This is a genomic window from Streptomyces sp. NPDC012888, from assembly GCF_042900645.1.
Taxonomy (GTDB): Bacteria; Actinomycetota; Actinomycetes; order Streptomycetales; family Streptomycetaceae; genus Streptomyces.
The window spans coordinates 66,061-77,869 of record NZ_JBIBBM010000017.1 but is presented as its reverse complement, the minus strand read 5'-3'; the positions used below and the strand labels follow the sequence as shown (position 1 = coordinate 77,869).

The 11,809-nt window shown below is 77.1% G+C and carries 8 protein-coding genes; 2 read left to right on the top strand and 6 right to left on the bottom strand.

The genetic code is table 11. From position 1 onward, the window contains the following. Nucleotides 1–7 precede the first annotated feature (7 nt). Nucleotides 8–532 (top strand): flavin reductase family protein, encoded by a 525-nt coding sequence (locus tag ACFY61_RS26455; protein WP_389475794.1) that lies wholly within the window; start codon nt 8–10, stop codon nt 530–532. 309 nt (nt 533–841) lie between these two features. Here the strand turns inward: ACFY61_RS26455 and ACFY61_RS26450 are convergent, their stop codons facing one another. From ACFY61_RS26450 to ACFY61_RS26435, 4 genes are all read right to left on the bottom strand, one after another. After that, nucleotides 842–3,001: a condensation domain-containing protein gene (locus tag ACFY61_RS26450; RefSeq protein WP_389475792.1), complete on the bottom strand. Its 2,160-nt coding sequence runs from the start codon at nt 2,999–3,001 to the stop codon at nt 842–844. 146 nt (nt 3,002–3,147) lie between these two features. Beyond that, the gene (locus ACFY61_RS26445) at nt 3,148–4,014 is read right to left on the bottom strand and encodes a 4'-phosphopantetheinyl transferase family protein (protein WP_389475790.1); all 867 of its coding nucleotides are present in this window, start codon (nt 4,012–4,014) and stop codon (nt 3,148–3,150) included. Then, nucleotides 4,011–5,795: an acyl-CoA dehydrogenase family protein gene (locus tag ACFY61_RS26440; protein WP_389475788.1), complete on the bottom strand. Its 1,785-nt coding sequence runs from the start codon at nt 5,793–5,795 to the stop codon at nt 4,011–4,013. Before ACFY61_RS26440 ends, ACFY61_RS26445 begins: the two co-directional genes overlap by 4 nt. Before the next feature lie 8 nt (nt 5,796–5,803). Continuing rightward, nucleotides 5,804–6,739: an SRPBCC family protein gene (locus ACFY61_RS26435; protein ID WP_389475786.1), complete on the bottom strand. Its 936-nt coding sequence runs from the start codon at nt 6,737–6,739 to the stop codon at nt 5,804–5,806. A 305-nt stretch (nt 6,740–7,044) separates the two neighbouring features. Here ACFY61_RS26435 and ACFY61_RS26430 point away from each other — a divergent pair, with 305 nt between their 5' ends. Continuing rightward, the gene (locus ACFY61_RS26430) at nt 7,045–7,827 is read left to right on the top strand and encodes a thioesterase II family protein (protein ID WP_389475784.1); all 783 of its coding nucleotides are present in this window, start codon (nt 7,045–7,047) and stop codon (nt 7,825–7,827) included. Nucleotides 7,828–7,962: 135 nt separating this feature from the next. Here ACFY61_RS26430 and ACFY61_RS26425 read toward each other — a convergent pair whose 3' ends face one another. Both ACFY61_RS26425 and ACFY61_RS26420 read right to left on the bottom strand, forming a co-directional pair. Beyond that, complete coding sequence (locus tag ACFY61_RS26425; protein WP_389475782.1) at nt 7,963–9,660, bottom strand: FAD-dependent oxidoreductase; 1,698 nt, start codon at nt 9,658–9,660, stop codon at nt 7,963–7,965. Further along, a complete protein-coding gene (locus ACFY61_RS26420) occupies nt 9,653–11,653 on the bottom strand; it encodes an AMP-binding protein (RefSeq protein WP_389475780.1) in 2,001 nt (666 codons plus the stop codon). The genes ACFY61_RS26425 and ACFY61_RS26420 overlap by 8 nt, the downstream gene beginning before the upstream one ends. Between the last annotated feature and the right edge of the window lie 156 nt (nt 11,654–11,809).

Sequence of the window (11,809 nt, the reverse complement as noted above, 5' to 3'; positions counted from 1 at the left end):
AGTGACCGTGCCGACCAACGTCCAGGGGGCGGTCCCCCTGCAACAGAAGCAGCCCACCGTGGACGGGGCGACCTTCAAGGAGGCGATGTCGCTGCTGGCGGCGCCGCTGACCGTGGTCACCACGCGCGACGCGGACGGCCGGCCCTGGGGGTTCACCGCCAGCGCGGTCACCTCGGTGTCGCTGGACCCGCCGCTCGTGCTCGTCGGCATCGCGCACACCTCCAGCTGCCACGGGGCCCTGACCCGGGTGCCCGAGTTCGTGATCAACGTGCTCGGGGAGGAACACCGCGACCTCGCCGGCCGGTTCGCGACCAGCGGGGTGGACCGGTTCGCCGGCGCCCCGCTGGAGGACTGGCCCGACACCCGGGCCCTGCCACACGTGCCGGACGCGCTCGCGTTGCGCTGCGCGCTCGCCGACCGCATCACCCTGGGCGACCACGACCTGCTGATCGGCCGGGTCCTGGAGGTGCGGATGGCCGGCTCCGACCGGCCGCTGCTGTGGTACCGGCGGGCGTTCCGCACCGCCGGCTGAGTCCGGGTCCCGAAAGCCTCCGGGCCGCGCCCTCCGCGGCCCGGACCGGCCCCGGCCGTGCCCGCCCGGCGTGATCCGCCGGGCGGGCGGAAGCCGGCCGGCCGCCCACAGCGGCCGGCCGGTCCGGCCGGTGCCGTCCGCCGGGCCGCCGCATCCCCGCGGCCGCGGGGGCGGACACTTCCGGGGGGCCGGCGCGGGCAACTCCCGCTCCGGCCCCCCGGCTTCGTCATTCCCGGTCCCGGGCCCGGGACCGGGACCGGGACCGGTCACGGCACCGGTCACGGCACCGGACCGGTGCCGTGCGCCGTTTCAGCCGGCGGAACGCCGCGCGGTCGCCGTCGCCAGGGCCTCCGCCAGGGCCCGGGCGGAGCCGGGGGTGCCGTCCGCGGTGCCGGCGACGACGACCAGCGGCGGGTACCAGCCGTGCGCGGCGATCCGGCCGGCGGCCTCCAGGGCGACCGCCCCGGCACCGGCGTGACAGCCGATCAGCAGCGGTTCGCCGGTCGCCAGCGCCGGGCGCAGCGCGGTCAGCAGCTCCGCCGCGCCGGCCGGCGCGTCCAGGGTGGCGAGTGCCTCGGGCCCCCGGTACAGGCAAGCCAGCGGCGCGTAGCAGTCCTCGGGCGCGCCCGGCGGCGGGACCAGGAAGACCGTGCCGGCGCCCGGGTGCGCGGACCGGCGCAGCAGCCGGTGGGCCGCCGGGGCGGGAACGGCCGCGGGGGGCACCCGGGTCCCGGCGAGCAGGCCGAGCGCCTCCGCGACGGTGGTGGACCCGTCGGCGGTCGACGGCAGTTCGCGCAGCAGGGCCGCGGTCTGCGCGAGGACCTGTGCGGCCGCGCCATCCGAGAGGCGGCCGCGGTCGTGCACGGCGTCGAGCACCAGGGAGCCGTCGGCGGAGTGCCGGGCGGTGAGGCTGAACGGCACTCCGCCGAGCGGGCCTTCGGCCTCGGCGTCGTCGATCCGGACCCCCTCGGCCGCGAGTTCCGCCCGGTCCGCCGCGGCGGGCCCCGGCTGGGGGGTGCCGGGCACCGGCGGGGGTTCGAAGACCAGCAGCGACTCGGTGGGCCCGGCCTCGTACGGGTCGTGGCCCGCCCATGCGCCGATCTGGCCGGCCGAGACCCATTCGTAGGCGGCGGCGTCCAGGGCCCGCCCGCTCAGGTCGGCGAGCAGGCGGGAGACGCCGGCCGCCGGGTCGACGACCACGTGTACGGGCTGCGGGTTGCGCAGCGGGGCCGGGAGCCGCTCGGCCCCCGGCAGTCCGATGCCCCGGCCGGAGACGGTGACGGCGAACGCGACGGGGCGGGGCGGGGCGTCGGGGCCGACGGCGGCCCGGTACAGCTGCAGGGCCCAGGCGGCGTGCAGGGCGGTGCTCTCCGCGGCGCCCCAGCGGGCGGCCCACTCCCGCAGCCGGTCCGCCTCGGCGGGGGTGAGGACCTGCCGTGCGGTGCCGCGGCCGCGCTGGCCGGTGGGCCGGGCGGCGGGCCGGGCGGGCAGGGTGGCGGCGCCGGGCGGGGGCGCGGCGTGGTACCAGAACGTGCGGGCGGGACCGAGGTCCCGGGCGCGCAGCCACTGGAGGTGGTCGCGGACGTCGGGCCGCCGGTCGCCGCCGGGGAGCCGGCCGCCGGCCAGGTAGGCGCGGTAGAAGGCGCCCAGCAGCAGGCGGACGCCGTGCGGGTCCAGCAGGGCCTGGTGATAGGTGATCAGGACGCGGGTGGCGGGCTCGCCGTCCGGGCCGGGGGCTTCGCCCAGCAGGGCGACGCGCAGCGGGCTGGGGCGGCGCAGGTCGAAACCGCGGGCCCGTTCGGCGGCGGCGAGGCCGGCCCAGTCGGTGCTGCCGTGGGCGTGGTGGCGGACCTCCGGGACGGCGTAGGGGTGGACGGCGACCCGCGGGCCGTCGTCGCGGACGGGCGGGGCGAGCGCGGCCCGCAGCACCGCCTCCCGTTCGGCCAGCGACCGCCAGGCGGCGGTGAACCGCCCGGTGTCCAGCGGCCCGTGCCACCGCCAGTGCAGCTGGCCCACGTGGAGTCCGGCACCGGGCGGGGCGGCCAGCGCGTCGAGCAGCAGGTCCCGCTGGAGCGGGGAGGCGGGTACGGCGAGGGCCGCCGGGGCGGTGAGCGCGGCGGGCGCCGCGGGCACCGGCGCCGGCACCGGCCCCGGCGTCCCGGCGGCGTCCCGGGCCCGGCCGCGCCGTACGCCGAAGACGGGACCCTGCGCGGGCAGTCCGCCCTGGCCGGCAGCGGGTACGGCCGGTTCGGGCAGCGGGGCCGCCAGCAGGTCGACGAGGGTCCCGGCGGGGAACGGCGGCGGGGGCAGCACCAGGGTGTGGTGGTCGGCGGTGTGCCGCCGGAGCGTGGGGGTGCACGGCGGCAGCGCCGCCAGCGCCGCGTCCAGGTCCTGCTCGGTCAGCGGACCGTGCAGGTCGAACGAGGGCGGCGGACCGGGAGCGGCGATCACCGTCACGGGCACGGCCATCTGCTCCCTCCTCGGGCGGCTGGGTACGGGCGAAGGCACGGGAAAGGGCACGATCCTGCGTGCCCGGCCCACGCGGCGCTGACGCGCCGCTGACACCGGCGGCCGCCCACGGCGGCGTGGCACGGCCGTGGGGGCCGGCCGGGAGGTCAGCCGGCCGTCGCGAGGAACTCCTCGACCGCGCCGACGAAGCCCTCGTCGAGCATGGTGTGGACGGCGGTGTCCCGGGCCGGGTCCAGGCCGCTGTCGTGGCAGGCCGTGCTCAGCAGGTAGCGGCCGCCGAGCACCGGGTGGGTCGCGAAGGCCCACTCGCCGCGGGAGGCGGGGGAGCCGTCGGGTGCGATCAGGGCGCCGCTGTCCAGTCCGAAGCCGAACTCGGTGAAGCCCAGCCGCAGGCCCTGCCCCAGCGCCTTGGTGTACGCCTCCTTCAGGGTCCACAGCCGCAGCATCTCCGAGGCCTGCCGCTCCTGGGACATCCGCACCAGTTCGGCGTACTCGGCGGGGGTGCACATGTGCCCGTGGAGCAGGTCGAAGGACATCCTGCGGCCGGCCGGTTCGGCGTCGACGCCGATCCGGCCGTTGCGGCTGACGCCGACCGCGATCAGGTCGTCGGTGTGGCTGAGGCTGACGTCGATCTGGTCGAACCCGCGGATGTACGGCCGTCCACCGATCTTGTACGCGAGGTCGAGCGCGGCCGGATCGGTCCTCAGGACCTCGGCGGCCGTGTGCTTCAGGACCATGCGGGAGGTGACGAACCGGTAGCGGATCGCGGCGTCCTCGGTGCGCCGGTAGCGCTGCCAGTCGCGGCCGAGCAGGGGGCGCAGCCCGGCGTCGGCGAGCGCCGCGGTCAGCCATTCGCCCCAGGTGGTGTAGACGACGGCGCTGCCGTCGCGTTCCAGCCGGCTGCGCACCGTCTCCCAGGGCCGGCCGGGGCCGGGGCGGGGGACGTGCACGGGCGGCGGCAGCGTCCTCGCGTCGGGTGCGGGGCCGTGCGGCACGGTGGGCTCCCCTCTCATCGGGTCAGTTCGCTGCCGTCGAGGTCGCAGCTGCGGCCGGTGCGGTAGCGGCGGAGGAGTTCGTCCAGCAGCTGCGCCACGCAGCTGTCGGGCAGCTCGGGCGCGGCGATGCCCAGCCGTCCGGCCAGCCGGGACAGCGCGAGCACCGCCCAGGCGGGGTCGGCGAGGAAGGCGTCGGTACCGTCCTGGCCCTCCCAGGTGCCGAGCACCGCGGCGGCGGCCTGGATCAGGGCGTACCGGTCGCTGAGGATCACCGCGGCCGGGTCCGGGGCGGTGGCCCGGCCGGCGGGCAGGGCGGCGCAGCCGGCGCGCAGTGCCCGCAGTTCCCCGGTGAACGCCTCGGCGAGGTCGGCGAGTACGGCGATCTGGCCGCCGACGCCGCGGGTGCCGGCGAGGCGGGCGGCGGAGCCGGCGAGGGTCGCGGACAGGAAGTCGTCGCCGCTGGCGATGCCGAGCAGCCGGTAGTCGAGGGCGGGCAGGTCGGCGCCGGGGCGGAACAGCTCGGGCGGGGGCTCCTCGGCCCGGAACCAGGAGCGTTCGGCGAGGGAGCGCAGCTGGGGGACGATGACGGCGTGGCAGGCGGCCGTCCCGGCGTGGCCGAGGCCGGCGACGGGCAGGTCGCGGACCAGTTTGTCGAGGGAGCCGTACTGGGGGCTGCCGTGTTCGTAGCCGTGCGCGCCGAGGACGGTGGCGAGTTCCTCCAGGTCCTCCCGCAGCAGGTCGGGGACGACGTACTTGACGGCGGCGGCCAGGATGTGGGCGCGGTCGGGCAGCAGGCTGAGGGCGCGCAGCGCGACGGTGGCCATGCTGTCGCAGGCGAGGAGGTCGGCGAAGACCCCGGCGAGCGGTTTGTGCCAGCGGCGGGCCGGCGGCCCGGTCCGGCCGGCGGACACGGCGCGCACGGCCGAGCGCAGCACGGTGTCGGCGGCGGCGATGGCCACGCCGGGGATGAGGCAGCGGTTGACCTGGAAGGTGCGCAGGGCCAGGGCGACGCCCTCGCCGGGCCGGCCGACCAGGGCGTCCGCGGGGACGGGGCAGTCGGCGAACGCGAGGCCGGAGAACAGGCCGCCGCGCATGCCGGGGGTGGGGACGCGGGGCAGCCTGCGCACCCCGGCGGCGGGCAGCTCGCCGGGCTCCAGCAGCAGCACGGAGTGGCTGCGGGGGCCGCGGTGGGGCGCGGTGCGGGCGTAGACGACCCAGGCGTCGGCCCGGGAGGCGTTCATGATGACGTCCTTGCGGCCGCCGAGGGTCCAGCCGCCGCCCGGGGCGGGGGCGGCGACCAGCTCGTCGCGCAGGATGGCGTTGGCGTGGGCGAGTTCGTGGTGGACGATCGACGCCCGTCCCCCGCCCAGCAGCAGTTCCGCGGTCCGCCCGCGCTGCCGTGCGCTGCCCGCGGCCCAGACGGGCGCGGTGGCGAACAGCGACGTGATGCCGAACCCGAAGCCGAGGGCGAGGTCGCGGCGGAACAGCGGGCGCAGCGTGGTGGCGAGCAGGTCGGCGCGGGTGAGGCGGCCACCGTGCTCGGCGGGGACGAACTCGGCGGCCAGGCCCGCCCGGGTGAGCAGTTCCTCGGTGGGGGCGGGGGGTTCGCCGCGGGCGTCGGCGGCGCACAGGGCGGCGATGCCGTGCGGGTTGGCCGGGTCGTGGGGGTCGCCGAGGAGCGCTTCGAGGCGGGCGGCCCGGTCCCGGGCGGCCGCGGCGACGTCCGTGGCGCGGTCCGCGGCGGGGATGGTGGTGGTGTCCGGGGTGCTCGGGGAGAGGGCCATGGCTGTGGTGATCAACTCCCGGTTCACAGGGCACGTACGGCGGATTCCGCGTGCCGTGCGGCGAGGTGCAGGACCGTGCTGCTCTGTGCTCCGAACAGGTCGCGGACGTGGGCGCGGACCGCGGCGGCGCCGCGCCCGGGCAGGTCGCGCAGCAGGACGTGGTGCTGGGCGACGGCGGTGACGCCCGTCTCGTCGGGCAGCACCGACCACTCGGTGGTGTGCGCCTCCAGCGGCCCGGCGGGCGCGGTCTCCTTGGAGACGATCCGCAGGGCGTGCGGGAAGCAGATGCGGACGCTCTCGGCGGTGCGCACCGTCCCGTCGCCGGACCGGGTCGTGGTGCGGACGGTCTGGACGCCGGGCTGCTGTTCGACGACGTCGGCGCCGAGCACGTGCGGGACGCGGCCGGGCCAGTCGGCGATCCCGCAGAGGTAGTCGTAGACGAGCTCGGCCGGTCCCTTGACGCGCACCGACTCCTCGAAGGACAGCAGCAGCCCGTCCAGCCGGTCCCAGCGCTCGGCGGTCCCCTTGAGCAGGGCCAGTTCGGCCGCGCTGTTGGCGTCGGTGACGCGCCCCACCCAGGCGGCGTCCCCGGGACGGTCGCCGGCGACGGTGAACTCGTGCTCCAGGACGAGCCGACAGCGGTCGGCGCCGGTCTCCGCGACGGTCCAGCGCCCGCCCAGGGACAGTGCGGGGGCGGCGGGCACCTCCTGGTGGAAGTCGATGCGGCGGGCCACCGGGTCCAGGGTGCGGTGCGACAGCCAGGACTTCACCGCGCCGTCGGCCGTGACCCACATCTGGAACCGGTCCCGGACCCCGTCGAAATCCAGGCGTTCGACGTGGATGCTCGGCGGCACGAGGAGCGGCCACCGGGTGGTGTCCGCGACGAGACCGTAGACGACGCCGGCCGGAGCGGCGACGTCCACCGCGTAGGTCCTGCGGTGCACCGGCTCACCAGCCATGGCCTGCCCTCCCTCGACGTTTGCTCCCGAGGTTCACCGGGGCGCCCGGAGAACCCCTCGAACTTCCCTGGACCCCGGGCGGAGTCCACCGGGCCGGTGGTACGGCCCCCCGCGCGGCCCGGACGCGGCGGCGTGCGCGAAGCCTGGTGGACAGCGTCTCCCGGCCCGCTCGAAGCCCGCCGGAGAGCGGGTCGGTACCGCTCGGAGGGTGCGGGGCGGCGGGCCGCCGGGCGGTTCCGCGGGCCCGGCCCGACCGGCACCCTGGACCCCTGACGTCGTACGGGGAACGGGGAGACGGGGAATCCATGACCGGGATCAGCGGAACGGGCGCGGCCGGCGGGGAGTCGGACTGGTTCCGGGCGTTCAGCCCCTCCCCCGGGGCGGCCGTGCGCCTGCTGTGCCTGCCGCACGCGGGCGGTTCGGCGGGCTACTGGTTCCCGGCCGCCAAGGCGCTGGCCCCCGGGATCGAGGTGCTGGCGGTGCAGTACCCGGGCCGCCACGACCGGCGGCAGGACCCGCTGGTGCCGGAGGTGTCCGTACTGGCCGACCTGATCGCCGACGAGCTGGCCGCGTACGCGGACAGGCCGCTGGCGGTGCTGGGCCACAGCATGGGCGCCGTGGTCGGGTTCGAGGTGGTCCAGCGGCTGGAGGCCCGCGGGCGGGCGGCGGTGGAGCTGTTCGTCTCCGGGCGCCGCGCCCCGTCCGCCGTGCGCGGCGACCAGTGGCACCAGGTCGGCGAGGCGGAGCTGATCGCCGAGATCAAGTCCCTGGGCGGAGCCGGCTCGGAGCTGCTGGACGACCCGGAGATCCGGGCGATGATGCTGCCGGTGATCCGCAACGACTACCGGGCGGTCGAGACGCACGTCTACCGGCCGGGGGCGCGGGTGTCCTGCCCGGTCACCGTCCTCACCGGGGACGCCGACCCCAAGGTGACCGTGGACGAGGCCATGGCCTGGCAGGACCACACCACCGGTGCCTTCCGCGCGGAGGTGTTCCCCGGCGGGCACTTCTACCTCGCCGACCACCTCGACGCCGTCCTCGCCACCGTCACCGCCGCACTGACCGCCCCGGCCCTGGCCGCCGACTGACCGGTGCCGCCGGAACCCCCTCGTACGGATCCCCGGACCTGCGCCGGACGCACGTCGGCCGGTACCGGGTCCTGTACGAGGTCACCGAGGCCACCGTCACCGTCGTGGTCGTCCACGTCGGCCGCCTCGGCTGACCTACCCGACGCGTCCGAGGGACCGGACCGCGCGCTCGGGCCCGCCGGCCGGTTCCTGCGGGCGGGCGGTGCGGCCCAGGGGGGCCAGTGCGCGGTCCAGGACGGCCGGGCCCAGCTCGGCGCCGCCGGCGGCGACGTACCCGTCGGGCCGGATCAGCACCCAGCCGCCCGGCACCAGCCGGAGTTCCGTGCGCAGCCGCCCGTGCGGGTCGGCGAGCGGTCCGGGGTCCCCGGCCGCGCCGCCGACCGTGCGTACGGACATCCACTCGCCGTACGCGGCCGCGGCCCGCAGCGCCGTGGCTCCGGCGGCCGGGGGGCCGTCCGCCGCGTACAGCAGCGACCAGCGCGGGTCGCGGAGTTCCGCGGTCAGCCCGTCGGCCCCCGGGTCGCCGGGGTGCCGTGCGGCGGCCGCCGCGGCCCGGCTCCCGGGCGCCACGCCGGCCGCCGGGTCGGGGCTGGTCAGCGGACTGTCGGGGTAGGCGACGCGCAGCCCGGACATCCCGCCGAGCACCTTGCGCTGGATGGCCCGCCGCAGCGGCGGCAGGTTGCGCACCACGCCCAGCACGACCGGCAGCATCACTCCGGCGACGGCGTTCTTGAACTGCACGAGGAAGGTGGCGGTCCGGGTGCTGCCGAGCAGTGCCCGGCCGATCGGGACGCGCTCCTGGCCGTAGCTGGCGAGGAGTTCGGGGCCGGCGTGGCCCCGGTCGACCTGGGCGAGCTTCCACGCCAGGTTGAACGCCTCCTGGATGCCGGTGTTCATGCCCTGCCCGGACGCGGGGCTGTGCACGTGCGCGGCGTCGCCGGCCACGAAGCAGCGGCCCTCCCGCATCCGCGGCACCATCCGCTGCTGGAAGGTGAAGCGGGAGGTCCACTCGGGCTCCCCGACCTCCACCGGCTGTCCCAGTCCCCCGCCGAGCTTCGCGCCGAACCGGCTCGCGGCGTCCCCGGCCGGGCGGCCGCCGGCGACGCCGGCGTCGTCGGCGGCGGGCGCCGTGTCGAGCAGCCGCCAGTGGCCGGTGCGCGCGTACGGCACCATCATCATCGCCTGCCGGCCGGTGTGCACCCAGTAGATGCTGTCCGGCTCCAGGGCGGTGGTGACGGGGGCGTCGGCCAGCTCCCAGGTCTCGCTGGACTCCCCGATCAGCGGCAGCCGCAGCTGCTTGCGGACCGTGCTGTGCCCGCCGTCGCAGCCGACCAGCCAGGGGACCTCGTACTCCTCGTACTCCTCGTGCTCCTCGTGCTCCTGGGCGCCGCCGGCGTGCTGCAGCCGGGCCAGGACCCGGTCGCCGTCCTGTTCCAGACCGGTCAGCCGGACGCCCCATTCGACGTGGACGCCGAGCCGGGCCACCGCCTCGCGCAGCAGTTCCTCGGTGCGGGTCTGCTCGATGATCACGGTGTAGGGGTGGCGGGTGGGCATGGTCGAGTAGTCGGCTTCGAGCCGGACCTGCCTGCGCCCGCCCGCGAACATGGTGAACGCCCGGTTGCGGCGCCCGGCCCCCACCACCCGCTCCGCCAGGCCCATCTGGTCGAAGGTCTCCAGGGTGCGGGGGTGCACGGCCACGGCACGACTGGTGCGGGCGGGCCCGGCGGCGGCGTCGACGAGCCGTACGGCCAGGCCCCGGCGGGCCAGTTCGTGGGCGGCGGTCAGACCCACCGGGCCGGCGCCGACGACGAGGACGCGGGCCTGGTCAGGCATCGGCGGCGGCCGTCTCCGGCCGGGCGCCCTCGGGGAGCGGCGCGTACAGGCCGGGCTCGGGCTTGGCGAGCGCGGCGAGCGGGCCCACCAGGGCGGCGAAGCCCTCGCTGCGGACGGCGGCCTGGTGGGAGGCGGCGTCCTCCCAGTCGGCGACCTCGATGAACACGTCGGGCTCGCCGACGGACCGCAGGGTGCGGTTGGCGATGTGGCCGGGCTGGGCGCTCATGTAGGCGGTGATCCGGTCCTTGGCCGCCAGGAACTCGTCGATGTCGCCGTGCACGGTCAGCTTGTTGACGAAGGTCACCATGGTGCTCGCTCCTCGGGTTCGGTGGTCGGTCGGGTACCGGCGGTGGGCCGGGGTGGTGGTGTCGGCCGTCGCGGCGGCCGCGCGGGCGTTCAGGGTGATGCGCAGGACCTGCCGTGCGGGTTTGCCGACGGGTGTGCGCGGCACGGAGTCGACGATCTCGGCGCGGCGGATCCGCTCGAAGGGCGCGAGCCGCTCGTTGGCCCGTGCGACGACCGCGTCGAGCAGTTCGGACGGGTCGGATCCGGGCATGCCGGGAAGGACGGGCAGGCCGGGCCGCTCGGGTTCGCGGAGCACGATGCCGGCCCAGGTCACGGCGCCGTGGACGGGGTCGGGCCAGCCCACGACCACGCATTCGGCGACCCTGGGGTCCTCGGCGAGGACGGCCTCGACGGCGGTGGGGGAGACGAGTTCGTTGTCGTACTTGAAGACGTCGCCGAGCCGGTCCACCAGGAACAGCACGCCGTCTTCGTCGACCCGGCCGATGTCGCCGGTGGAGAACCAGCCGTCCGCGTCGGCCGGCCCGGGGCCGTCCTCGTCCAGGTAGCCGGTCATCAGCTGCGGGCCGCGCACCTGGACCTCGCCGGTGCGGCCCGTCCCGACCGGCTCCCCGGTGATCAGGTCGGCGATCCGGCATTCGGTGCCCGCGACGGGGCGGCCGACGGAGCCGGGGACCGGGTCGAGGACGTCCTGGCTGTGGGAGAGCGGGGAGAGTTCGGCCATGCCGTAGCCCTGGACCACGGGCACGCCGAGCCAGCCGCCGAGTTCCCGGGTGGCGGCCGGGGAGAGCGCGGTGCCGCCGGACAGCACGGCGGTCAGCCGCAGGCCCTCGGGCGGGGCGGGCCGGGAGTCCGCGCCGGCGGCCCGGAGTCTGTCGGCGAGCGCGTGCAGCCGGGCCGGCAGCCCGTAGAAGTGGGTGGCGCCGGTACGGGCGGCCGTGCGGAGCGCGGCCCGCGGGTCGGGGTCGGGGCACAGCACCTGGCAGGCGCCCGCGTAGACCGCGGAGTTGAGGTGCATGACGTGGTACAGCGGCAGGTGGTTGAGGGTGGTGCTGTCGCTGCCCAGGCGGTGGGCGCGGGCGGTCTGGGCGGCGTTGGCGACCAGGTTGCGGTGGCTGAGCCGGACGCCGCGGGGGCGGCCGGTGGTGCCCGTGGTGAACTGCACGCACGCGTCGGCGTCGAGGTCGGCGGGGCCGCGGCTGCCGGGTGCCGGGGCGGGCGCCCGGTGCAGGACTTCGGCGAGCGGCACGGTGCCGGCCGGCACCACCCCGTCGGGGGCGTCGGTGACGACGATCTCGGCGAGCTCCGGCAGCAGGTCGCGGGCCTTGGCGAGCAGCCCGGCGGTGGTCCGCGGCACCAGGGCCAGTTCGACCGCGCCCCGGGTGAAGACGTGGAGGAGTCCCGGCTCCTTGATCAGCGGGTTGACCAGAACGACGGTGTTGCCGCTGCGGACGGTGCCGTAGTAGGCGGCGGCGAAGTCGGGACCCAGCACGTTGGCGACGCCCACCCGGGCGCCCCGGCGGCCCAGCCGGTGCTCCAGGAAGGCGGCGTACCGGTCGGCCCGGTCGTCGAGTTCGGCGAAGGTGACCGTGCCGGCGGGAGTGCGCAGGGCGCAGCCCCCCGGGTCACGGACGGCGGCCCGGCGCAGCAGGGCGTCCAGCGGCAGTTCGGGGTACGTGAAGTCCGGCACGGCTGTCCTCACTGTCGGGTGCTGTCGGGTGCTGTCGTGCGCGGTCGGGCGCGGTCGGGCGGTGCGGGCGGCTCCTCGGCCGGGTGGCCACGGCGGCGGGGTCGTGCACCACCCTCGTCACAGGTGCTTGAAGCAACTTCGAAGGGAGCTCAAGCC